This window comes from Pseudomonas fakonensis, assembly GCF_019139895.1.
Lineage (GTDB): Bacteria > Pseudomonadota > Gammaproteobacteria > Pseudomonadales > Pseudomonadaceae > Aquipseudomonas > Aquipseudomonas fakonensis.
Map to the genome: position 1 here is coordinate 4,035,001 of NZ_CP077076.1, position 23,273 is coordinate 4,058,273.

A 23,273-nucleotide genomic window follows, 5' to 3' on the forward strand; every position below is an offset into this window, starting at 1 on the left:
GCTTTGCTCACCCCGGCCCTTCTACCAGTGGCCCTGGCAGTGGCCGTTCTGTCCACGGCATTGCCTTACAGCCTGGAGATGGTCGCTCTGACCCGCATGCCTGCCCGTACGTTCGGCACCCTGATGAGCATCGAGCCGGCTTTCGGCGCCTTGTCGGGCCTGCTCTTTCTCGGCGAAAAGCTCAGCCTCTGGCAATGGCTGGCCATCCTTGCCATCATCACTGCGTCGGTCGGTGCGACCTTGTCAATGAAACGCGACAGCGCCCCGCCTGTAGCGGCCGACTGATTTGAGAAATATTTGCATTTGAGCGGTGCCGGCCTTGTACCGCTCGCCACTGCTGCCTTAAGCTGTCACAAAATCATAATCGAGACGCTATCTACTTGGCGGCAAAGGGATGCTGGGGAATCTCAAGGAAGACTCGAAGCGCTGACGACAGGCCCTCTCAAGCAGTCGGGCCTGCATAAGGACAGGAATGAAACGTATTTTGCTCATCCTGGCCATCTTGGCCATTGCTGGGTGTGCCGCTACCGCCAAGACAGAGGTGAAGCGGGGGAAAAAGGGCCTGCATATCAATTGCTCGGGCCTCTCCTCCTCGTGGGACAAGTGCTACGCCAAGGCCGAAAGCTCTTGCAGCGGCAAGGGCTACAAGGTGATCGCCCGCTCCGGCGATAGCGACGAGGAGCCCGGTGACTATATTTTCGGCATCAACCCCGCCGGCTATACCAGCCGCAGCATGATCGTCATCTGCAAGTAAAAGTACAAAAGGGCAGCCCGCAGGCTGCCCTTTTTCATTTACGCCCTCTACTTCAGATAGCCGCAGTACGCTGCTCCAGCCATTGCAGCGCCTCACCCGCCAGCAGCGGCGCAAGCCGTTCGCGTACGCTCCAGTGATAGCGGTTCAACCAGGCAGCATCCTCGCGCCCCAGCAGCTCGGGCAACAGGCAGCGCGTATCGATCGGGCACAAGGTCAGGGTTTCGAACTCAAGGAAATCGCCAAACATGGAGCTGCCTGCCTCTCGGTTGACCACCAGGTTCTCGATCCGTACCCCCCACTCCCCCGGCCGATAAGTGCCTGGCTCGATAGAACTGATCATCCCCGGCTGCATGGCCGTCTGTGGCGTGGCTGGTGCCTGGAAGGCGATCACCTGCGGCCCTTCGTGCACGTTCATGAAATAACCCACGCCGTGCCCGGTGCCGTGGCCAAAGTCCACCTGGTCGGCCCAGATCGGCGCCCGCGCGATGGCGTCGAGCAGCGGCGACAGGATGCCCCGCGGGTAGCGTGCCCGCGACAAAGCGATCATGCCCTTCAGCACCCGCGTGCAATCAGCCTTCTGTTCGAACGTCGGTTCGCCGATCGGCACCATCCGCGTAATATCGGTGGTCCCCCCAAGGTACTGCCCACCCGAGTCGATCAGCAGCAGGCCATTGCCCTCAATAACCGCATGGGACTGCTCGGTGGCCCGGTAATGCGGCATCGCGCCATTGCCATTGAAGGCCGCGATGGTGGAAAAACTCAGCGATACATAACCCGGGCGCCGGGCCCGGGCCGCAGTAAGTTGTTCATCGACGGTCAGCTCGGTGATGCGCTCACCGCCCAGGTTGGCCTCGAACCAGGCGAAGAACTCGCACAACGCCGCACCGTCCTGCTCCATCACCTGACGGATATGCACCAGGTCGGCCTCGCTTTTTCGGGACTTGCTCAGGGTCGTAGGGTTGATGCTCTCTACCAGGCGCACCTGCCCATCGAGCGCATCTATCAGGCCGCAGGTAACCCGCGCCGGGTCCAGCAACAGGCTACTGCCAGGTTCGATCGCTGCCAGGGCTTGCCCCACTTCATCGTACCCGCGCACCTCGATGCCATCGGCAGCCAGTACCTGACGCAGATGACCGTCTATTTTGTCCGCCCCCACGAACAGCAAGGCCCTGCCCTGGCTGATCAAGGCAAAGGCGACGAACACCGGGTTGTAGGAGACGTCGCTACCCCGCAGGTTGAACAACCAGGCAATGTCATCCAGCGTGGCGATGAAGTGCCAGTCGGCCCCCTTTTCGCGCAAACCAGCGCGCAGGGTGGCCAGTTTCTCGGCACGGCTGACCGTGGCGTGAGGCGGCAGGTGCTGGTAAACCGGGTTGACCGGCAATGCCGGCCGATCGGCCCACACCTGGCCAAGCACGTCGAGGCGGGTCAGCAGCCGTACCTCACGCGCCTTCAGGCGCTCGCCAAGCTGCCGCGAAGCGGCCAGCGCCATCACCGCACCATCCACCGCCACGGCGCCCCCAGCCGGCGCATGCTCGCCCAACCACTCAAGCGCCCCCGGCTGCCCCGGGCGCAATTTCATCAGTTCGATACCGCTGCCTTGCAGTTCATGTTCGGCTTGCTCCCAGTAGCGGCTATCAACCCACAGCCCGGCGAACTGCGCGGTCACCACCAGCGTGCCCACAGAGCCGTGGAAGCCGGACAACCACTGGCGCCCCTGCCAATAGCCCGGCAGGTACTCGGACAGGTGCGGGTCGGCCGACGGTACCAGCAGGGCATCGACGCCCTCGCCGGCCATCACCTCACGCACACGGGCCAGGCGTGCCGGCACACTTTCCAGAAGGGGGGACTGACTGTTCATGCACACTCCTGCGGGCTCATCTTGGCGGGTCCAGGCCGTCGATAATGGAACAGCCAGCCGACGCCCGCAATCACGCAGGCGACATCAAGGCAGGCTTTGCCGCAACTGCCCTGCCGACCGCCGGTCACTCGCCCTGAACTTGCCCAGTGCTGGACCTTCACAAACTCTACACAGGCAGCCGATGAGAAAAGCCCATGCAGACGAAGCACGCCGTGGTGCTGCTCGATACCCGCGAGCACACGCCCGAGCATGAGCACGCGGTCCACCTGAAGCTGGCCGACGGCCTGGCCCGGCTATTGGGTGTCGAACGCCATGACATTGCCCAGCCTTGCGTGCATGGCAAGCGCTACTACTATGTCCCCACCGAGACGCTGTTTGAAACGTCGGAGCAAACGCCGCCAGGCATCGACGATGAGGGCGACCTGTTCGGCGGCCTGGTCTGCTACCCGCACATGGCAACCAAGGCCATCTCTCACCCCTTGCCCGCAGGCGCCACACCTCCCCAAGGCTGGGCCGATGCCTTCGCCCGGCAGGCCAGCGACGCCCTGCTGCGCGGCTACAGCGTTTTCTCCAAAGCCGACGCCCGCCGCGCCGCCACTCTGCTGCTAAGCAACGGCAAGGTACGCCTCAAACCCGTACTGGCCACCGCCGGTCGCGGCCAGCAAGTGCTCGAGCACATCGACCAGCTCGAAGCACTGCTCGCCCCCATGGACGAACAGCAACTGGCACTATGGGGCCTGGTGCTCGAAGAAGACCTTAGCGACGTCGAAACGTTCAGCGTCGGCCAGGTCCGCGTAGCCGGGCTGACCCTGAGCTATCACGGCACGCAACAGCTGACCCACGACCACCAGGGCTGCGCGGTGTACGGCGGCTCCGACCTGATCGTCGTCCGCGGCGGCTACGACGCCTTGCTGCAGCGGCCACTGCAAGACCACCTGCGCCTGGCGGTCAACCAGGCGGTGGCCTACGAGCAAGCCGCCGAAACGCACTTTCCCACCTTCGTCGTCTCGCGGCGCAACTACGACATCGCCCGCGGCCGCGACGCCAAAGGGCACCTGCGCAGCGGCGTGCTCGAGCAGTCCTGGCGCATCGGCGGTGCCAGCAGTGCCGAGCTGCTGGCCCTTCAGGCGTTCGCCGACGACCCGGCCCTGCAACAACTGCGCGCATCAACCCACGAGGTGTTCGGCACAGCGCAACTGCCCGCCGACGCCACACTTTTCTATCAGGGGGATGACAGTGAACTCGGACAACTCTGCAAATTTGCACGGATACGCGAGCATGGCCATCGAGAGTGAAAACATCGAGCTCAGGGTCCAGGGCGAGAGCATCGCCGGCACCCTGGTCAGCCCCGGCAGCCGCATGCCCGGCATCCTCTTCGTCCACGGCTGGGGCGGCAGCCAGCAGCGCGACCTGGCCCGGGCGCGGCAGATCACCGGGCTTGGCTGCGTGTGCATGACATTCGACCTGCGTGGCCACGAAAAAACCGCAAGCCAGCGCCTGACCGTCACCCGCGAGCACAACCTCGATGACCTGCTGGCCGCCTACGACCTGCTGGCCGGCCACCCCAGCGTCGACCCCGGCGCCATCGCCGTGATTGGCAGCAGCTACGGCGGCTACCTGGCCACCCTGCTCACCGCCCGACGCACGGTGAAGTGGCTGGCATTGCGGGTGCCGGCGCTGTATTGGGACGATGAGTGGAACATGCCCAAGCAAGGGCTCGACCGCCAGCGCCTGAACGACTACCGCCGCCTCGCCCTTGGCCCGGCCGACAACCGTGCCCTTGGCGCCTGTGCCGAGTTCGCTGGTGACGTGCTGCTGGTGGAATCCGAACAGGACGACTACGTGCCCCACGACACCCTGATGAGCTACCGCTCGGCGTTCGTCAGCGCCCATTCCCTGACCCATCGCATCGTCGACGGCGCCGACCATGCGCTGTCCAGCGAAGAAAGCCAGAAAGCCTACAGCGCGATGCTCACCGCCTGGGTCAGCGAGATGGTCATCGGCGCGCGCCTGGACCGCTACCCGCACTATGCACCGTGGTACGCCTGAGCCTCGCCAACCTGGCAGTGCAAACCACCGTCGGCACCGCGTACCAGGCTACGCAGGGCCTGGTACGCGGCAAAGTTCACGCCCCGTGCCTGGTGCTGGCTCAGCAATGCCAGGAACGGTTCCTCGACAAAGGCCTCGGCCGCTGCGGCCCAAACCTCGCGTGAGCGCCATTGCAGGTACTGCAGCACCCGGCAGCCGTCGTCACTGGCCTGAATACTGACCCTCTCAAGGCCCTCGCAGCGCAGCGCCAGTTGCTCGCAACGCGCCACCAGCGCCTGCGCCAGGGCGCCCTGCCGATCCGGCGGCACGTCGTACTCGATCATCTGGGTAAACCACAGGGAATGGGCATGCGCCATCATCGACCGTCTCCTCGCTTGGGGCTGTTGCAGCCTGTCGCCGCGCAGGGTAAAACCTCGAGCTAACTCAAGGTCAAGGATTTTTCCATGAAAACACCCTCCCCCGGCGAACGCCTGCTCAGTGTCGGGCAACTGGCTGCGCGCAGCGGTGTAGCGGTGACCGCCCTGCACTTCTACGAAACCAAGGGCCTGATCCACAGCACCCGCAACGCCGGCAACCAGCGTCGCTACCCGCGCGCAGTGCTGCGCCGGGTAGCTGTGATCAAGATGGCCCAGCGCCTCGGCATTCCACTGGCCGACATCGCCCAGGCCCTGGCCGCCCTGCCCCGTGACCACACCCCCAGCGCCGAAGACTGGCAGCGCCTGTCGCTGCGTTGGCGCGAGGAGCTGGACAAGCGCATCGAAGAACTCACCCTGCTGCGTGACCAGCTCGACGGCTGCATCGGCTGCGGCTGCCTGTCGCTCAAGGAGTGCCCGCTGCGCAACCACCACGACCGCCTGGGCGAGACCGGGCCCGGCCCACACATGGGCTGATGCTCAGGCGCTGCCCACCGCAAAACGCCGCCGATAGTCGCTGGGGGTCATGCCGGTCAGGCGCTGGAACACCTTGCGAAAGGCCCCGGGGTCCTGATAGCCAACACCCCAGGCGATCTGGTCGACACTACGCCGGGTGAACTCCAGCAGCCGGCAGGCACGCCCAACCCTCACTTGCTGGGCATATTCGGTCGGGCGCAGACCGGTGGCGGCACGAAAACGACGCAGGAACGTCCGAGGTTCCAGCCCCGCACAACGGGCCATGTCAGCCAGCCCCGCATCGCGCCCGGCTTCCCCCTGCAGCCAGTGCTGCACCCGCAGCACCGCCTCGTCGCCGTGTTCCAGCCGCGGGTTGAACGAGGCCCCTGGCAAGGGTGTCGGCGCCGGCTCGACTGCCAGATAACGGGCCGTTTCACGGGCCAGGGTGTGACCCAGAAAACGCTCCAGCAGGTGCAGGCCCAAGTCGGTCCAAGCCATCAACCCTGCCGAGGTGACGATATCGCCGTCATCCAGCAACGGCTGGCTGGCCGCCACCTGCACTTTGGGAAAACGCTCGCTCAATGCCTGGGTATAGTTCCAGTGGGTGCAGGCCGCGCGCCCATCCAGCAGGCCGCTGCCGGCAATCAGAAACACCCCAATACACACCGACGCCAACACCGTACCCTGCCCGTGCAACTGGCGAAGCGCTGCGCCATGGGCTGCCAGCAGCGCGTTAGAGGGCGCCGCCGCCAGGCTCGGTGGGATCAGCATCACCCTGAGCCCATGGCCGGGCTGCTGCAGGCTGTCGTGAACAACCTGCAGCTGCGCGCTTTCATCCAGTTGCCAGTGGCTCACCCGCAACAACGGCAACCCGTGCTCACCCAGCTCGCCAGCCACCCGGTTGGCCACCGCGAACAGGTCGGTCAGGCCATGCACCGCTGCGCTCTGTGCCCCCGGGTAGACCAGGATGCCGATTTCCAGGCTGTCAGTTTTTGCCGTCATTGTGTCGCTCGCGCCAATGCCCAGATCGATCAGGCAAGCCTATAACTATCGTCAGTTCTTCACTACTGCCGCAGGAGGCACCATGAGCAAGCAGGCCTTGATTCTCATCGACATCCAGAACGATTACTTCCCCGGTGGCAAATGGCCCCTCGACGGCGTCGAAGCCGCCGCCGACAACGCTGCCCGGCTGTTGGCAGCCGCCCGTGAACGGGGCGACCTGGTGGTGCACGTGCGCCATGAGTTCGCCGGCGCCGATGCACCGTTTTTCGCCCCAGGCTCCCCAGGCGCCGAGATTCATCCCAAGGTCGCGCCAGCCGCTGGCGAGCCCGTGGTACTCAAGCACCAGGTCAACAGCTTCCGCGACACCAACCTCAAGCAGGTACTCGACCAGCACAGCATCGCCACGCTGACCATCGCCGGCAGCATGAGCCACATGTGCATCGACGCCGCTGCCCGCGCCGCTGCTGATTTTGGTTATGAAGTGAAGGTGGCCCACGATGCCTGCGCCACACTGGCGCTGGACTTCAGCGGCCGCCAGGTTGCTGCCCGTGACGTGCATGGCTCGGCCATGGCCGCACTGGCGTTCGCTTATGCCAACGTCGCCGGCACCGACGAGCTGCTCAAAGGCTAAATGACCACGTTGCGCACAAAGCGCACTGGCAGCGCCCCGTCATTGCGGTAGGCGTAGCGACAGTCGCTGGGGAATACGTGGAACTGGCCACTGTGCAAGCGGTGCTCGACGCCCTCGATCAGCAACGTGAGCTGCCCTTCGGCCACGTAGATCTGCTCGCTCCAGCCCGCCGCATCGGCTTCGCTGGTGTAATGCTCGCCTGGGGCCAGGGTCCACTCCCACAACTCCACCTCGCGCCGTGCCGGGCTGCTGCCCAGCAGTACCGCCCGGCTGCCAGGGTGCTCGCCGGCCCAGGCCAGCTCGTCGATACGGCTAGGGTCGCGCTGCTCGGGCGCCTGGATCAGGGTACTGAAGGCCACCCCAAGGGCTTCGGCGATCAGGTCCAGGGTAGTCAGGCTGACATTCTTCTCGCCCGCCTCGATGGCCACCAGCATGCGCCGGCTCACACCTGAGCGTTCAGCCAGCGCGGCCTGGCTCATGCCAGCAACGCCACGCAGGCGACGTATGTTGTGGCTGACATGCTGCAACACCGAGGCACGCTGCATGGAATCTTTGTGCACTATATTGCTCACTCGCTCAGGTTGCGCAGTATACTGCCCACTTTGCGGCGAATTGTGCGCCGCCCCTGCCGAGCACGCAAGACCATGAACCAGACCACCCCGGCCAAACCCGCCATCACCTTCCGCCTGAGCAAGGCCGAGTTGGTGCTGGTATTCATCACCATGCTCTGGGGTGGCACCTTCCTCATCGTGCACAACGTCATGACCGTCAGCGGGCCGATGTTCTTCGTCGGGCTGCGCTTCGCCGCCGCGGCGCTGTTCGTCGGGCTGGTCTCGGCGCGCGCGCTGCCCGGGCTGACCTTCACCGAACTCAAGGCCGGCATGCTCATCGGTGTCACCATCATGCTCGGCTACGGCTTGCAGACCATGGGCCTGCAAACCATCAGCAGCAGCCAGTCGGCGTTCATCACCGCGCTCTACGTGCCCTTCGTGCCGCTGCTGCAATGGCTGGTGCTCGGCCGCCGCCCAGGGTTGATGCCGAGCGTAGGTATCTGCCTGGCATTCGTCGGCCTGATGCTGCTGGCGGGCCCCGAGGGTGGCGCCCTGCATTTTAGCGAAGGCGAACTGGTGACCCTGGTCAGCGCGGTGGCCATCGCCGGTGAAATCATCCTCATCAGCCGTTACGCAGGCTCCGTCGATGTACGCCGGGTCACCGTGGTGCAACTGGCTACCGCCTCGGCCTTGGCATTCCTGATGATCGTGCCAACCCAGGAGCGTCTGCCCGATTTCTCCTGGTTGCTGCTGGTCAGTGCCATCGGCCTGGGCGCCATGAGCGCGGTGATTCAGGTGGCGATGAACTGGGCGCAGAAGTCGGTCTCGCCGACCCGCGCCACCCTGATCTACGCCGGCGAGCCAGTCTGGGCCGGGGTGGTCGGGCGCATCGCCGGCGAGCGCCTGCCGGGCGTGGCGCTGATCGGCGGGCTGCTGATTGTGCTGGCCGTGGTGGTCAGCGAGCTGAAGATCCGCCGCCGCGACGAAGCACGCGACGAGCAAGAAGAAGCCGCCCCCCTGTAGAAGCCGGCTTGCCGGCGATCACCGGCAAAGCCGGTGCCATCCTCAACCAGTACGGGCAGGCAGGTTGCCACAAGCGGTCGCACATTCCCCCCCGCCCGCTATCCTTGTAAAAAACTGTTATAAAAAAACAGCTTGTCACAGCGCATTTGTAGGATTTCGCAACCGCTTGCGTGTTGGTGATACACACCCCGGCACGTATGATCCTTGGCAAACCTCTCCAGATCAGAACGCTATGTCATTGATTGTGCTATTGCTTCTGCCCTTCGTGGGCAGTTGCCTGGCGGCCGTGCTGCCGCACAACGCACGCAACGCCGAGTCCATTCTTGCCGGGCTCGTGGCCTTGGTCGGTACCGTCCAGGTGGCGTTGCTGTACCCACAGGTCGCCCATGGCGGCGTCATCCGCGAAGAGCTGCTGTGGCTGCCTAGCCTTGGCATGAACCTGGTCCTGCGCATGGACGGCTTCGCCTGGCTGTTCAGCCTGCTGATACTGGGCATCGGCGCCTTGGTGTCGCTGTACGCCCGCTACTACATGTCGCCCCAGGACCCGGTGCCGCGCTTCTTCGCGTTCTTTCTGGCCTTCATGGGCGCCATGCTCGGCCTGGTGATTTCCGGCAACCTCATCCAACTGGTGTTCTTCTGGGAGCTCACCAGCCTGTTCTCGTTCCTGCTGATCGGCTACTGGCACCACCGCGCCGACGCCCGCCGCGGCGCCTACATGGCGTTGATGGTCACCGGCGCCGGCGGCCTGTGCCTGCTGGTCGGCGCCCTGCTGCTGGGCCACGTGGTCGGCAGCTACGACCTCGACAAAGTGCTCGCTGCTGGTGATGTCATTCGCCAGCATGCCCTGTACCCGGTACTGCTGCCGCTGATCCTGGTCGGCGCCCTGAGCAAAAGCGCGCAGTTCCCCTTCCAGTTCTGGTTGCCCCACGCCATGGCCGCCCCCACCCCGGTGTCGGCCTACCTGCACTCGGCAACCATGGTCAAAGCCGGGGTATTTCTGCTGGCGCGACTCTGGCCGGTACTGTCCGGCAGCGAAGAGTGGTTCTGGATCGTCGGCGGCGCCGGCGCCGCCACTCTGCTGCTCGGCGCCTTCGCCGCGATGTTCCAGAACGACCTCAAGGGCCTGCTGGCCTACTCGACCATCAGCCACCTGGGCCTTATCACTCTGCTGCTGGGCCTGAACAGCCCGCTGGCGGCCGTGGCCGCCGTGTTCCACATTCTCAACCACGCCACCTTCAAAGCCTCGCTGTTCATGGCCGCCGGCATCATCGACCACGAAAGCGGCACCCGTGACATCCGCCGCCTCAGCGGCCTGTTCCGCCTGGTGCCCTTCACCGCCACCCTGGCAATGGTCGCCAGCGCCTCGATGGCCGGCGTGCCGCTGATGAACGGTTTCCTCTCCAAGGAGATGTTCTTCGCCGAGACCGTGTTCATCAGTTCCACCGCCTGGGTCGAGGCCGCCCTGCCGGTCATCGCCACCCTCGCCGGCACCTTCAGCGTGGCCTATGCACTGCGCTTCACCGTCGATGTGTTCTTCGGCCCCAAGGCCGAAGACCTGCCGCACACACCCCACGAACCACCACGCTGGATGCGCGCCCCGGTCGAATTGCTGGTACTCACCTGCCTGGTAGTCGGCATCTTCCCGGCGCAATCGGTCGGCCCGCTGCTGGCCGCCGCCGCCCTGCCGGTGGTCGGCGGCACTCTGCCCGAGTACAGCCTGGCCATCTGGCATGGCTGGAATGCGCCATTGATCATGAGTCTGATCGCCATGTGCGGCGGCATCGTCCTCTACCTGCTGCTGCGCAAGCAGTTGCAGCGCGGCCGCTTCCCCTACCCGCCACTGATCGAGCGTTTCAACGGCAAGCGCCTGTTCGAACACAGCCTGGTGCGCCTGATGCTGCTGGCCCGCCACTTCGAGCGCCTGCTGACCACCCGCCGCCTGCAGGTGCAGTTGTTCATGCTGGTGCTGGCGGCGTTCATCGCGGGCCTTACGCCACTGCTGTACAGCGGCCTGAGCTGGGGCGACCGGCCAAAAATTCCCGGCTCCGGAGTGTTCGTCGCGCTGTGGCTGATCGCCATCGCCTGCGCCATCGGCGCCGCCTACCAGGCCAAGTACCACCGCCTGGCCGCATTGATCATGGTCAGCGTGTGCGGCCTGATGACCTGCATCACTTTCGTCTGGTTCTCCGCCCCCGACCTTGCCCTGACGCAACTGGCGGTCGAAGTGGTGACCACCGTGCTCATCCTGCTCGGCCTGCGCTGGCTGCCGCGGCGTATCGAAGGCGTCTCGCCGCTGCCCGGCAGCCGCGACCGCGCCCGCCTGCGCCGCCTGCGCGATCTGGTGCTGGCGGTGCTGGTGGGTGGCGGCATGGCACTGTTGTCCTACGCCATGCTCACCCGCCCCACCCCCAACGACATCTCCTCGTTCTACCTCAGCCGCGCCCTGCCGGAAGGCGGCGGCACCAACGTGGTCAATGTCATGCTGGTGGACTTCCGCGGCTTCGACACCCTGGGCGAGATCACCGTGCTGGTGGCCGTGGCCCTGACCGTGTTTGCCCTGCTGCGCCGCTTCCGCCCGCCCAAAGAGAGCATGCAGTTGCCCGCCCAGCAGCGCCAGCTGGCACCCGATGTGGTCACCGACCTGGTCAACCCGCGCCATGCCACCGACACCGCCCTCGGCTTCATGATGGTGCCGGCAGCCTTGGTGCGTCTGCTGCTGCCGATCGCCCTGCTGGTGTCGATGTACCTGTTCATGCGCGGCCACAACCAGCCGGGCGGCGGCTTTGTCGCCGGCCTGGTGATGTCGGTGGCGTTCATCCTGCAATACATGGTCGCCGGCACCCAGTGGGTCGAGGCGCAGATGAGCCTGCGCCCGCTACGCTGGATGGGCACCGGGCTACTTTGCGCCACCCTGACAGGGGCCGGCGCGATGCTGCTCGGCTACCCCTTCCTCACCACCCACACCGCGCACCTGCACCTGCCACTGCTCGGTGACATACACGTGGCCAGCGCGCTGTTCTTCGACATCGGCGTGTACAGCGTGGTGGTCGGCTCGACGCTGCTCATCCTCACGGCGCTGGCGCACCAGTCGGTACGTGCCTACCGCCCCGGCAATCCTGCCAAATCCAGCCAAGCAGGAGCCGCCTGATGGAAGAAGTCATTGCAGTCGCCATCGGTGTACTGACCGCCTCAGGGGTTTGGTTGATCCTGCGCCCGCGTACCTATCAGGTGATCATGGGCCTGTGCCTGCTGTCATACGGGGTCAACCTGTTCATCTTCAGCATGGGCAGCCTGTTCATCGGCAAGGAGCCGATCATCAAGGACGGCGTCACGCAAGATTTGCTGCACTACACCGACCCGCTGCCCCAGGCCCTGGTGCTCACCGCCATCGTCATCAGCTTCGCCATGACCGCGCTGTTCCTGGTGGTGCTGCTGGCATCGCGCGGCCTGACCGGTACCGACCACGTAGACGGCCGGGAGCGTGACGAATGAGTGGCATGAGCCAACTGATCATCGCGCCGATCCTGCTGCCGCTGGTCACCGCAGCCCTGATGCTGCTGATCGGCGAGAAGCACCGCTGGCTCAAGGCCCGGCTCAACCTGCTATCGACCTTCATCGGCCTGGCGATTGCCGTGTCGCTGCTGCTGTGGGTACGCACCCAGGGCCAGGCCGAGTCCATCGGCGTCTACCTGCCCGGCAACTGGCCGGCGCCGTTCGGCATCGTGCTGGTGGTCGATCACCTGTCGGCGTTGCTGCTGGTACTCACCGGTATCGTCGGCAGCAGCGCGCTATTGTTCGCCCGCGCCCGCTGGGACGGTGCCGGAGCCAGCTTCCACGCGCTGTTCCAAATCCAGTTGATGGGACTGTACGGCGCCTTCCTCACCGCCGACCTGTTCAACCTGTTCGTGTTCTTCGAAGTGCTGCTGGCGGCCTCCTACGGCCTGCTGCTGCATGGCTCGGGCCGCGCACGGGTCAAGGCCGGTCTGCACTACATCGCCATCAACCTGTTCGCCTCGTCGCTGTTTCTGGTGGGCGCGGCCATGCTCTACGGCGTCACCGGCACCCTCAACATGGCCGACCTGGCACTGAAGATCCCGCTGGTGCCCGAAGCAGACCGTGGCCTGCTGCACGCCGGTGCCGCGATCCTGGCCATCGCGTTCCTGGCCAAGGCCGGCATCTGGCCGCTGAACTTCTGGCTGGTGCCGGCCTACTCGTCGGCCAGCGCCCCGGTAGCCGCGCTGTTCGCCATCATGACCAAGGTCGGCCTGTACGCCGTGCTGCGCCTGTGGAGCCTGCTGTTCTCCGGGCAGGCCGGGGCCTCGGCGCATTTCGGCGGTGACTGGCTTGTGTACGGCGGCTTGGTGACCCTGGCCGTGGCCGCCGCCTCGATCCTCGCCGCCCAGCGCCTGGAACGCCTGGCAGCGTTAAGCATCCTGGTCTCGGCTGGCACCCTGCTGGCCGCCGTCGGCTTCGGCCAGCCGGTACTCACCGGCGCTGCTCTGTTCTACCTGGCCAGCTCCACCTTGGCGCTGTGTGCACTGTTTCTGCTGGCCGAACTGGTGGAGCGTTCGCGCTCGGCCAACGAAGCGCCGCTGGACGACGAAGAAGACGCCATGCCGTCGCCACTGGAATCGCTGCACCCACCCAAGGGCATCAACCTGGACGACGAACAAAAAGCCGTGATCGGCCAGATCATCCCCTGGACCATGGCCTTCCTGGGCCTCAGCTTCATCGCCTGCGCCCTGCTTATCATCGGCATGCCGCCGCTGTCGGGCTTCATCGGTAAGCTCAATCTGATCAGCGCGCTGTTCAACCCGCAAGGGCTCGGCGTCGCCCCGCAGCAACCGCTGGGCACGGCTGGCTGGACCCTGGTCACCCTGCTCGTGCTGTCGGGCATGGCGGCGCTGATCGCCTTTGGCCGGGTTGGCATCCAGCGCTTCTGGAAGCCCGAAGAGCGCCCCTCGCCACTGCTGCGCCGCTATGAATGCCTGCCCATTGTGATGCTGCTGGGCCTGTGCATCTTCTTGAGCCTCAAGGCCGAGCCGCTGCTGCGCTACACCCAGGACACCGCCGCCGAACTGCAGGCCCCGGATGCCTACATCAACGCGGTCATGGCTACCCGCCCGCTGCCCGGCCCGACCACTGCCAGCGCCGAGGTGCAGCCATGAACCGCCTGTTCCCCGCCCCACTGCTGTCGCTCTCGCTGTTTGTGCTGTGGCTGCTGCTGAACCTGTCGGTGAGCCCGGGCAACCTGTTACTGGGCGCCGCCCTGGGGCTCCTGGCGCCGATCCTCATGGCCCCGCTGCGCCCGCAGCACGCCCATGTGCGCCGCCCACTGGCAATCGCCCGGCTGATCGCCCGGGTGGGCATCGACGTGATCCACTCCAACCTGCTGGTGGCCCGCGGCGTGCTGTTTGCCGGCAGCCGGCAGCCGCGCTCGGCCTTCGTGCATATTCCACTGGCGCTGCGCGACGCCCACGGCCTGGCCGCCCTGTCGATGATCACCACGGTGGTGCCCGGCACGGTCTGGTCGGAGCTCGCCCTGGATCGCAGCGTCCTGCTGCTGCACGTGTTCGACCTGGAAGACGAAGCCGCCTTCATCGAACACTTCAAGCACACCTACGAACGCCCGCTGATGGAGATCTTCGAATGAGCGGCCTGTTAGCCAACGCCGTCCTCGCCAGCCTGTTCATCTTTGCCATCGCCATGGGCCTGGCGCTGATCCGGTTGTTCCGCGGCCCCTCCGCCCAGGACCGGGTACTGGCCCTGGACTACCTGTACATCCTGGCCATGCTGATGATGCTGGTGCTAGGTATCCGCTACGCCAGCGATACCTACTTCGAAGGCGCGCTGTTGATTGCCCTGTTCGGCTTCGTCGGGTCGTTCGCCCTGGCCAAGTTCCTGCTGCGCGGCGAGGTGATCGAATGACCGAAGCAATGCAATTGCCATTCTGGCTGGAGTTGTCGGTGGCGGCACTGCTGCTGCTCGGCAGCCTGTTCGCCCTGATCGGCGCCATCGGGCTGCTGCGCCTCAAAGACTTTTTCCAACGCATGCACCCACCGGCACTGGCCTCGACCATCGGTGCCTGGTGTGTGGCGCTGGCTTCGATCCTGTACTTCTCGATGCTCAAGCAAAGCCCGGTGCTGCACGCCTGGCTGATTCCGATCCTGCTGTCGATTACCGTGCCTGTAACCACGCTGCTGCTGGCCAGGGCAGCGCTGTTTCGCAAACGCACCAGCGGCGAGGCGGTACCGGACGAAGTCAGCAGCGGCCACGACCGCGGTAACTGACCCTCAACCCTCGCTCAGGCGCTGCAACTCACGGCGCACCATGGCGACAAAAGGTGGCGGGCCGAGCTGATAAAGCTCGCCGGCCACCCAGGCCAGCCAGGTGCCCTGCAGCTCTTCACGACGCGCCAGCAGGCGCTGGGCCTGCTCGGTGGCCTCGGCCTGGTGTTGGCTATGAAACTCGGCCCGCGACGCAGGCCCCGCCTCACTCATTCGCTGGCCTTGAAAGTGGTCAGCTCGCCCTTGCGCCATTTGGCCACCTTACCGGTCACCGCCTTGAGCAGCTTGCCCAGGCCTTCGGGCACCTGTTGCTGCGCCGCGAACACCAGCATCACACCGTGCCCCTCGCGAAACACGATGCCGTCGCCTTCCGGCGCCGAGACGAACGCGTAGTCGCCCTGGCCGTAAACGTTGAACTTGATCTCGCGAAAGCGCAGTTCCAGCTTGCCGCCCTCGCGGCTGGGCAGCACGGCAGCGCGGAAGTGGTCGCCCACCTTGAGCTCGAGCCGCTGCTTGTCATCCACCACCAGCGCATCGCCGGTGTCGATTTCGGCCATGTACAAGCCTTCAGGGCTCTGCTCGGTGACATAGACGAAACGCCCCTGGAACAGCTTGACCAGCTTGGCGCGCAGGTCGCCCAGGGCAAACAACGCATGGGTATCAAGAGTACTGACTGCCAATGAAAGGTTCCTCGCATCTGTAGCAAGCGGCCACCCGTATGCACCGCTGGGGTGGCCGCCGATAAAAAGTCAAAGTCCGATGGGCTTCACAGCCCGGCAACGAAGGATCCACGCGGCGCAAGCCTTGCGAGAACCGGGAAACACTTCTCCAGTCCATCGCCCGGGTGCGCGGGGTACGCTTCGGCATGATTCGGTAACGGGAAAATGTAATGACTGAAGGCCAAACCGTCGAAAAAGAAGCGGCAGACCACGTCAGCACCCTGCTCAGAACAGGGCCGCGATCATCACACGCGCATTACAGGGGGATGAATATGCACGAAAACACCGAAATCCGTCGAGAGGCACAACGCATTTCCTGGCCGGAAAAACCCCGATTTATCGTTATCCCCGCTGGCGTCGCCTTCTATCATGTGGCCGACAGCAGCACCGGCAGGGTCAAGGGCTTTCGCAGGCGCCACCAGGACGCCTGCGAACTGGCACGTCATCTGGAAGGTTGAACGGCCCGCTCAGTCAAGCCCGGGCTCAGGGCGGTAGCCCAGGCGCAAGCCGCCCCAATGCCGGCCCTGGACGAAGATCGGCACCGACAGGTCATGCATCAGCTCGCCGGTGTCACGGGTATAGGTTTGCAGCAACACACGCTGCTGGTGGCTGCCACAGCGAATGCCGGTACGGTCATCAAAAGTGCGTTTGCTACGGTTGTGGGCAGTATCGTGCACCGGGTCGCCGGTCAGCGGCTGGTTGAAGGCATTGTTGTGGGTCGGCACATAGCCTTGCGGGGTGCAGGCAATGGCATACACCAGCCCTTCATGCTGCAGCAGCGGCTCCTGGATGTGCGGCAGCACGGTATCGGTGTACTGGTCGAAGCGGGTACTGAAGCGTGGCGGCTGCATGCCGGCAATCGGTCGGTACTGGCGGTCGAACAGGTCGTCCAGCGTCACCCTGCCCTGCTGGACATCCGCCTCGAAGCGCTCGCCGATCTGCCGGGCACCGGCCTGGGCCAGGTCGAACACCCGCTGGTGATAGGCATCCAGCCCGACTTCGGCCAGCCGCTCGCTCAATCCCTCCACCTGCCCTTCCATCTGCACCGCTGCCTTGGCCAGGCGGCGAGTCTGCTGATCGCTCACCTCAAGGTCGCTGCGTACCTGGGCCACTGCCTGGAACAAGGTATCGAGCTGGGCCCGATTGGTATCGGTACCTTCGGCGATCTCGCTGACCTGCCCTTCGACACTGGCCGCCAGCTCGGCGATCTGCGCCAGTTGCCCGCCGGTATGCTCCACCTGCTGCACACCGCTGCCCAGGTCTTCGGCCAGTTCACGAATCTGCGTCACCACCTGGGCGGTACGCGCCTGGATGTCGGCGACCATCTGCCCCACCTCCTCAGTGGCGCTGGCGGTACGCCCGGCAAGGCCACGCACCTCGTCGGCGACCACGGCAAAACCACGCCCGTGCTCACCGGCCCTGGCAGCTTCGATGGCGGCATTCAGCGCCAGCAGGTTGGTCTGGCTGGCTATGGACTGGATCACCAGGGTCACCCGGGCGATATCTTCGCTGCGCTGATGCAGCGCCTCGATCAATTCACGGCTGGAGGTGGCACGCACGCTGAGGTCGTGCATGCGCCGGATCGACTCGGCCAGCACCGCGCTGCCGGCCACGCTGCTGCCACGGGCCGCACGCGCCGCCTGCAGTGCCTGCTGGCTGAGCTGGGCGCTGGCCTTTTCGGTGACGATCATCACCTCGGCGCTGCCGACGATTTCCTGCGCCGCGCCCAACTGCGATTGCACCCGCGCTGCGAGCTGCTGCGCGGCATGGGCCACGGCAGCGGCCGACAGCGCGTTATGGCTGGTGCCCTTGGCCAATTGACGAATCAGGTCGTCTTCCTGGGAAGCTTCGGTTACCGGCACAGGGCGCGAAGCTTGCCGCAAGCGCGGCATCCACAGCACCAGCAATGCCAGTGGCACGGCCAGGTACAGCGCCTGGTCGACGAACGCCGTGGCGCCCAGCAGCGCACACATCGCCACACCCTGCAACAAGGCAAGGCCGCGGGTGGTACCCACCTGTGGCATTTCGGCGGGCTGCAGAGTTCCTTCTCGCATCATCTTCGTGGTCCATCGCGTGTCGTTATTGTGACGCCATTAAACGCCACTATAACGCCACTAGCCATACTTCATTGGAAGTAAGGCACCCACCCATGATGCACGACAAGAAAACACGAAGGCCCCAGGGATCGCTCCGTGGGGCCTTGGCTCAGGCTGTCGAGGTCAGACTTGCCGCTGGTGGCGGTCGAGCTGCTCGTGGCGTTCCTGGGCTTCGATGCAGTACTTGGTGGTCGGGCTGATCAGCAGGCGCTTCAGGCCGATCGGCTCGCCGCTGTCATCGCACCATCCGAAGCTTTCGTCACCGATGCGGTCCAGTGCCATCTCCAGCTGCGGCAGCAGACGCTGGTCGCGGTCGATGGCGTTGACCAGCCAGGTGCGCTCCTCTTCAACCGACGCCACATCGGCAGGGTCCGACGGGGTGTCCAGGCTTTCGATGGAGTTGCGGCTAAGCTCGATGCGCTCGTGGGTTTCGACTTTCATCGCCTGCAGCAGCGCGGTGAAGAACGCCAGCTGTTCGGCGTTCATGTAGTCATCGGCCGACATGGCCAGCAACTGTTCCTTGGTCATCGATTTCTCTATGAAAAAATGTGCATTGGGGCGATTCGGGTGCCAGCGGTGATGCATCACCACCGGCGGAAATCTTCAAGCGCCAACCGGCACTCTTTTACAGGGGGCGGCAGTCTAAGGTGCCAAGCGACGTCGGGCAACAGAAATGACGGGGCATTTGACCGAAATAGCCAGGAATCCGCCCATTGGTGCCCCATACCAGCGTCTGCAAGGCGCGTTAAGGCAATATGCCGCAACAAATCTCGGGTTGTCAGCAGTGTGCCGCCGCAAAACGCCGGGTGGTAGCTTGCTAGCGCACTGCGCAGGGCGAAAACCGGCCAGATGGGCGCTCCGCAATCAAGGAATGCCCGCCCATGAATGACAACCTGCACCAACGCCTGGCGCAATACAGTGCCTTGGACTGCACCGTCGCCCGACGCTTCAGCGACCGCCCCACCCTGCTCGATGCCGCCGCCCTGTTGCTTGACGAGCAATGGCGCGAGCGCCATCTGAGCCGTGCGCTCGACCCATTGGCCCTGTACCTCGCCAGCCAGTACGGCAACGCCGACAACGCCTGGGTGCGCCCCTTGCAGCAAGTGCTGGTAGAACGCTATTGCCGGCGCAAAACCCTGAACCTGAACGAGGCCGATGATCACCTGAGCACTCACCTGGACAGCAGCCGGGCCTGGCGCGTGGACATCGACCTGCATCAGGTCGAACTGCTGATCAACGAGACCGCGCCCCTGCTCATCGACACCTACAAGCAATTGCTGGTCGATTACTGGACCCGTTTCGACAGCAGTGGGCAGACGCCCTGGGGCTGGTACGCCGGCTACCTGCAGCAACGCTTGCAACAGCTCATTCAACACAGCCACCGCGAGTCACGCCTGGCCGCCTTCGCCCTGGCCACGGCCAACCTGGTGCAGGGCTACCCTTCACCGGAACAGCGCAAGGTCTGGCACCAGGGCGGCCTGACGGTTTCCCACTTGAGCATCGACTTCTCTGCCGATGACAGCCTCGACGTCGACCTCGCCAGCGCGGTGCTGATCGAGCACAAAGCCCCAACCGCAGAACGTAACCTGGCCCTGCTCTACACCCTCAGCGGCCGGCTGTTCGGTTATGACTCGCGCCTGGCCCTGCTGCAAGCCATGGCCAGGTCCTGGCCCGAAGGGGCCCCGGCCAGCCCGCGACTGGCAGCCATCGAGCCCATCACCGGTCAGGTGTTCGAGACCCAGGCACTGGGGCTGCTGCACCAGCAGTTGCGCGTGGTCGACCACCTCGTCGGGCAGTACCACAGCAAGCTCGACGCGATAAACCTGAGCCTTGACCTCGACCGCCTGAGCTCGCTGATCGACCTGTGCGACAGCAACGAGAGTGTTCGCCGCCAGCCGCTCATCGAGCAATTGCCCGACTGGCTGCGCCAGGCCAACAGCAAGGCGCTGATGCATTACAGCACCCTGCTGGTGGACGTCGCCCAGACCTACCAGGACAGCAACGGCCAGTTCTGGCTGGACGGCATCGACAATGCCGAAGCCTTCGCCAACCGACAGTTCAGCGAACGCTTCGCCAAGGACCACCCGCAAGACGAGTTGCTGCCCGAGCAGGTGCGCATCATCAACTACCAGACCAGCTCCGGAGCCAGTGCCAATGAAGGTGCCTTCATCACCGGCGTAGTGACACCAGTCGAGTACTCCCTCGCCCAACTGGCCATCGCCAACCTTGGTCTGCTCAGGCCTGGCAGGGTAGAACTGCGCAGCAGCACCCCAGAGCCTCTGCCTGAATGGATGGACGAACACTACCTGCGCCAGTTGGTCAGTGAACTGGACATCGCCACCCAGTACCCGGCCATGCTGCGGCGCAGGTTGCTGGATGATCCTGTGCAACGCCGGCAACGCGAACAGCTGTTGACTCGCCAGCTGTGCAGCCAACTGCCCGCCCTGGCGACCGAGCTGTACCTGCAAGGCAAGCTGCCCGACCAAGCCCTGAGCCAGCATGTCGCCGAGGTGTTCCGCGCCGCATCCGGCGAGCCCCAGCCAGGCTGGGTGCTGCGCCCGCTGGGCTTGATCAAGCGCCCCGGCTCGTCGGTGGATCACCCCTGCAACACCTGGCTGATCGAACCGCAACAGCCTGACGCAAGCCCCTGCCTGCTGTACCGACCGCTGCATCAGGACAGCCTGCTGTACTACCCGGACCGCTTGGCGCTGTTCGTTGCAATCAGTACCCCCGGCGCCCTGCAGGACGACCTGTTGCATCGCCTGCCTGCCGAAGCCCGCCGTTTCTATGACCACGGCGGTTTCCTCGAACCGCACCTGGGCGTATTGCTCGAAGACAGCCCGGCACTGCCCCTGGACACCCCGGCACCGGTCGCCCTGGCCACGGAAGCGCCGATCGCGAACCCCGGCGCGGCGCTATACCAGGCCTGCGTGAACGAATCCATCGCGCGCTTCGAGGAGCATGCCACTAGCACCGCACAAACCCGCTGGAACAGCTGGAAAGAACTGGGTTGGCTATTGTTCAACACCCTGCTGCCACTGGCCGGCAGCACGCTCGGCAAAGTGGCCTGGCTGGCGCAGATGGAAGTGGCACTGGGCGAATACGTGAGCAGCGACGCTGATCGCGACCCTCAGGGCCATGAGCTGGCAATGGTCAACCTGCTGGTGAACATTGCCATGCTGTTGTTCAGCCACTCGATCTTTCGCCTGCGCCTTGAGCAGGACTCGCTGCCGGAACCCGCTATCCCTGTGGGTTTACCCGCCCCCATCAAACCGGTCATCGAGCCGATCGAGGCCATTGCCACAAGCTCGAACAACACCCTGAGCTTCAGTTGGGCACGCCCCGGCTCGATCCTCGACGCCCCCCAGCGCATGGCACTGGAGGCCTTGCGCAGCAAGGCCGATGCCTCGGCCTTGAAGTCCCCCATAGCCCACGGCAAGCTGCAGGGGCTCTACCTGCACGACGACAGGCTGCACGCCTTGATCGACGGCAAGGTCTACGAGGTCATCTTGGACACTGAACAGGACCAGATACGTATCGAAGGCCCCAACCAGCAGCCTGGCCCCTGGTTACGCCGCGATGAACTGGGGCATTGGCAGTTGGACCTGAGCCTGCGCCTGAAAGGCGGAATGCCACGCGCGACACGCCTTAAGCAGTTGCTGGACAGCAAGCAGGGTGAACTGGACAACCTGACCAGCCTGATTGCTGCCGACGATCAGGCCATGGCGAGCAAATCGCGGGAGTTGGCGACCATCAGCCAGTTGTTGCAGTCAACGCTGGAAGACAGTGCCCTGCTCGCCTGCACGGAAAAACTCAAGCAGCTTTCCAGTTTCTGGACCACTCGCCTGGAACGCATTCGCGCCCACAACGCCCTCAAACCGGTCAAGCACTTCAATAGCGTCTGCGCCCATGCCATGTTCAACGACAGTGAGTGCCAGCGCGCCATGAACCAGGCGTTGAAAAAACGCTACCTGCCCAGCCGTGAACAACTGTTGCGCCTTGCCGCCCAGGGAGACGAAGTCATGAGCCCGCAGGACATCGACATCGCCCGGCAACGCCTGGACGTACTAGGCCCGGTACTGGAGCAACTGACCAAGAACATCGCGCGCATGCGCTTGCGCCAGACCGAACTGAGCAAGCTGGCCAACCCCAGGCAGCAGCAGATCACCCAGTGGCGCGACCTGGCGGAGGGCTTCTCAACGCCACTGTACAAAGACCTGTACGTGCGCTTCCTGCGCATGGAAACACAGCTCAACCGCCTGACGCTGGTCCATGGCCTGGGCGATGAGGGCGCGTTCTGGCGGGACAAATTCTGGAGCACCTTGAAATTGGCTGTCGCCCAGCGCAGCAAGCAGTTGCAACTGGACCACCCCGACCCGGACGTCAGTGCCCGGCTGCTGCGTAGCATCAGGTTTCAGGTACTGACTGCCGAGCGCCAGCTGGGCCTGCTCGCCGAATTCATCCGCACAGAAGCCGCGCAACAAACCCTGCAAACACTGCGCGACGAACTGTCGGCGCTGCTGGGCGAGATCACCCGGGACCAGGCAGAGCTGCCGGACTATCCGCCCCTCAAGAGCTTCAGGCAACTGCACGCAAGGATGCCGGCACTGATCGAAACCCGTGACCACGGCCTGCTGCTGGCCGAGCCCCGCGAAGGCGACGCCAACACCGTCGACGTCCCCGGCCCCGACGCCAAGACCCCTGGGCGTACCTACCACCTCAAGCAGGGGGACTGGGTAGAAGTACAAACCGCCAAGCCTGCGCCCGCCCCGGTCAAGCACAGCCTCAAGCGCCTGCTCAAGGATAGCGGCTCTTTACTGAAGGCCGCACGCACCGAACTGGTCAGCCTGCAGAAAGCCGGCGAGCGCTACCTGCCCGCTGAAATCGAGGAGTTGGCAAGCCATCAGCAACAGCGTCTGCTGAATCAGGTACAGGCCATCGAGCAACGACTGACCGAGGATAACCAGACTGACGAAGCCCGCCAGGGGGAGGATGCCGAAGCGGTGGCCAAATCCCTGCGTGCAATGGCGCAAGAGCTCCAAGAGCAGGCCGCCACCCTTCGCGTCAGCGCCGCACTGGCACAGAAGCCCAGAATGGCCGAACTGCAATGGTTGCTCGCCAAGCGCGAGGTGCAGGTCCGGGTGATGGCCGAACGCACCCGACTGGCCAAGGTCAAGGGGCGGCCCGATGACTATCTGGACGAGTACGCCATCAGCCACCAGGGCCATGTGCTTTGGTATGCACATTTTCACTACCCGGCCATGGACAGCGCCAGGGCCGACTTCACCGCCGGGCATCTGAAAACCGCAGAGCAGCGTCATGCCAGCGGCACAGTGGACGTTTACCGCGCGCCCATCAGCAGCGCCGATGCCGAGCGGTATTTCTTCGGGCACTGACCACCAACCACGCCGCGCTGCATGGGCGCAGGCGA

23 protein-coding genes (1 of these 23 running past the window's edge) are annotated in these 23,273 nt (G+C 64.7%); 15 read left to right on the top strand and 8 right to left on the bottom strand.

From position 1 onward, the window contains the following. Together rhtA and KSS94_RS17725 are read left to right on the top strand one after the other, a co-directional pair. A protein-coding gene (rhtA, locus tag KSS94_RS17720; protein ID WP_217839380.1) for a threonine/homoserine exporter RhtA crosses the window boundary here: on the top strand, positions 1-285 show its final stretch. The gene continues 603 nt to the left of window position 1, outside the view; the window shows 285 of its 888 coding nt (coding positions 604-888); its start codon lies beyond the left edge, outside the window; it ends in the stop codon at positions 283-285. A gap of 187 nt (positions 286-472) precedes the next feature. Further along, the gene (locus tag KSS94_RS17725; protein ID WP_217839381.1) at positions 473-754 is read left to right on the top strand and encodes a hypothetical protein; all 282 of its coding nucleotides are present in this window, start codon (positions 473-475) and stop codon (positions 752-754) included. 52 nt (positions 755-806) lie between these two features. On the opposite strand, the gene KSS94_RS17730 is transcribed toward KSS94_RS17725, so the two are convergent. Further along, a complete protein-coding gene (locus KSS94_RS17730; protein WP_217839382.1) occupies positions 807-2,615 on the bottom strand; it encodes an aminopeptidase P family protein in 1,809 nt (602 codons plus the stop codon). Positions 2,616-2,809: 194 nt separating this feature from the next. Here KSS94_RS17730 and KSS94_RS17735 point away from each other — a divergent pair, with 194 nt between their 5' ends. After that, the gene (locus KSS94_RS17735) at positions 2,810-3,910 is read left to right on the top strand and encodes a DUF3182 family protein (RefSeq protein ID WP_217839383.1); all 1,101 of its coding nucleotides are present in this window, start codon (positions 2,810-2,812) and stop codon (positions 3,908-3,910) included. Next, entirely contained in the window at positions 3,894-4,664 is a 771-nt protein-coding gene (locus tag KSS94_RS17740; RefSeq protein ID WP_217839384.1) for an alpha/beta hydrolase family protein, read from the top strand. Before KSS94_RS17735 ends, KSS94_RS17740 begins: the two co-directional genes overlap by 17 nt. Here KSS94_RS17740 and KSS94_RS17745 read toward each other — a convergent pair. After that, entirely contained in the window at positions 4,643-5,023 is a 381-nt protein-coding gene (locus tag KSS94_RS17745) for an antibiotic biosynthesis monooxygenase (protein ID WP_217839385.1), read from the bottom strand. The two genes, KSS94_RS17740 and KSS94_RS17745, sit on opposite strands and share 22 nt — an antisense overlap. An 84-nt stretch (positions 5,024-5,107) precedes the next feature. Between KSS94_RS17745 and soxR the strand changes: the two genes are divergently transcribed. Further along, positions 5,108-5,554, top strand: coding sequence for a redox-sensitive transcriptional activator SoxR (gene soxR / locus KSS94_RS17750; RefSeq protein WP_217839386.1), 447 nt, complete (start codon positions 5,108-5,110; stop codon positions 5,552-5,554). 3 nt (positions 5,555-5,557) lie between these two features. Here soxR and KSS94_RS17755 read toward each other — a convergent pair whose 3' ends face one another. Further along, a complete protein-coding gene (locus tag KSS94_RS17755; protein ID WP_217839387.1) occupies positions 5,558-6,535 on the bottom strand; it encodes a GlxA family transcriptional regulator in 978 nt (325 codons plus the stop codon). Positions 6,536-6,617: 82 nt separating this feature from the next. On the opposite strand from KSS94_RS17755, the gene KSS94_RS17760 reads away from it, so the two are divergent. Further along, the gene (locus tag KSS94_RS17760) at positions 6,618-7,166 is read left to right on the top strand and encodes a cysteine hydrolase family protein (RefSeq protein WP_217839388.1); all 549 of its coding nucleotides are present in this window, start codon (positions 6,618-6,620) and stop codon (positions 7,164-7,166) included. On the opposite strand, the gene KSS94_RS17765 is transcribed toward KSS94_RS17760, so the two are convergent. Beyond that, positions 7,163-7,726, bottom strand: coding sequence for a helix-turn-helix domain-containing protein (locus KSS94_RS17765; RefSeq protein ID WP_217839389.1), 564 nt, complete (start codon positions 7,724-7,726; stop codon positions 7,163-7,165). The two genes, KSS94_RS17760 and KSS94_RS17765, sit on opposite strands and share 4 nt — an antisense overlap. Positions 7,727-7,810: 84 nt before the next feature. Here KSS94_RS17765 and KSS94_RS17770 point away from each other — a divergent pair, with 84 nt between their 5' ends. The 7 genes from KSS94_RS17770 (at position 7,811) to KSS94_RS17800 (ending at position 15,030) form a co-directional block, all read left to right on the top strand. Then, the gene (locus KSS94_RS17770; RefSeq protein WP_217839390.1) at positions 7,811-8,740 is read left to right on the top strand and encodes a DMT family transporter; all 930 of its coding nucleotides are present in this window, start codon (positions 7,811-7,813) and stop codon (positions 8,738-8,740) included. A gap of 232 nt (positions 8,741-8,972) precedes the next feature. Then, positions 8,973-11,888: a monovalent cation/H+ antiporter subunit A gene (locus KSS94_RS17775; protein ID WP_217839391.1), complete on the top strand. Its 2,916-nt coding sequence runs from the start codon at positions 8,973-8,975 to the stop codon at positions 11,886-11,888. After that, positions 11,888-12,232 (top strand): Na+/H+ antiporter subunit C, encoded by a 345-nt coding sequence (locus KSS94_RS17780; protein WP_217839392.1) that lies wholly within the window; start codon positions 11,888-11,890, stop codon positions 12,230-12,232. Before KSS94_RS17775 ends, KSS94_RS17780 begins: the two co-directional genes overlap by 1 nt. Continuing rightward, complete coding sequence (locus tag KSS94_RS17785; RefSeq protein ID WP_217839393.1) at positions 12,229-13,908, top strand: monovalent cation/H+ antiporter subunit D; 1,680 nt, start codon at positions 12,229-12,231, stop codon at positions 13,906-13,908. The genes KSS94_RS17780 and KSS94_RS17785 overlap by 4 nt, the downstream gene beginning before the upstream one ends. Continuing rightward, the gene (locus KSS94_RS17790; RefSeq protein ID WP_217839394.1) at positions 13,905-14,393 is read left to right on the top strand and encodes a Na+/H+ antiporter subunit E; all 489 of its coding nucleotides are present in this window, start codon (positions 13,905-13,907) and stop codon (positions 14,391-14,393) included. Before KSS94_RS17785 ends, KSS94_RS17790 begins: the two co-directional genes overlap by 4 nt. Beyond that, positions 14,390-14,668 (top strand): K+/H+ antiporter subunit F, encoded by a 279-nt coding sequence (locus KSS94_RS17795; RefSeq protein WP_217839395.1) that lies wholly within the window; start codon positions 14,390-14,392, stop codon positions 14,666-14,668. The genes KSS94_RS17790 and KSS94_RS17795 overlap by 4 nt, the downstream gene beginning before the upstream one ends. Next, on the top strand, positions 14,665-15,030 hold the full coding sequence (locus KSS94_RS17800; RefSeq protein WP_217839396.1) for a Na+/H+ antiporter subunit G: 366 nt from the start codon (positions 14,665-14,667) through the stop codon (positions 15,028-15,030). Before KSS94_RS17795 ends, KSS94_RS17800 begins: the two co-directional genes overlap by 4 nt. Positions 15,031-15,033: 3 nt before the next feature. Here the strand turns inward: KSS94_RS17800 and KSS94_RS17805 are convergent, their stop codons facing one another. Next, positions 15,034-15,240, bottom strand: coding sequence for a hypothetical protein (locus tag KSS94_RS17805; protein ID WP_217839397.1), 207 nt, complete (start codon positions 15,238-15,240; stop codon positions 15,034-15,036). After that, positions 15,237-15,707 (bottom strand): hypothetical protein, encoded by a 471-nt coding sequence (locus tag KSS94_RS17810; RefSeq protein WP_217839398.1) that lies wholly within the window; start codon positions 15,705-15,707, stop codon positions 15,237-15,239. Before KSS94_RS17810 ends, KSS94_RS17805 begins: the two co-directional genes overlap by 4 nt. A gap of 209 nt (positions 15,708-15,916) precedes the next feature. Between KSS94_RS17810 and KSS94_RS17815 the strand changes: the two genes are divergently transcribed. Next, entirely contained in the window at positions 15,917-16,204 is a 288-nt protein-coding gene (locus KSS94_RS17815; protein WP_217839399.1) for a hypothetical protein, read from the top strand. A gap of 9 nt (positions 16,205-16,213) precedes the next feature. Here the strand turns inward: KSS94_RS17815 and KSS94_RS17820 are convergent, their stop codons facing one another. Together KSS94_RS17820 and KSS94_RS17825 are read right to left on the bottom strand one after the other, a co-directional pair. Then, positions 16,214-17,803: a methyl-accepting chemotaxis protein gene (locus KSS94_RS17820; protein ID WP_217839400.1), complete on the bottom strand. Its 1,590-nt coding sequence runs from the start codon at positions 17,801-17,803 to the stop codon at positions 16,214-16,216. A gap of 162 nt (positions 17,804-17,965) precedes the next feature. Continuing rightward, the gene (locus tag KSS94_RS17825) at positions 17,966-18,370 is read right to left on the bottom strand and encodes a TraR/DksA family transcriptional regulator (RefSeq protein WP_217839401.1); all 405 of its coding nucleotides are present in this window, start codon (positions 18,368-18,370) and stop codon (positions 17,966-17,968) included. A 353-nt stretch (positions 18,371-18,723) separates the two neighbouring features. On the opposite strand from KSS94_RS17825, the gene KSS94_RS17830 reads away from it, so the two are divergent. Continuing rightward, positions 18,724-23,238: a DUF6543 domain-containing protein gene (locus KSS94_RS17830; protein WP_217839402.1), complete on the top strand. Its 4,515-nt coding sequence runs from the start codon at positions 18,724-18,726 to the stop codon at positions 23,236-23,238. The last annotated feature ends 35 nt before the right edge of the window (positions 23,239-23,273 follow it).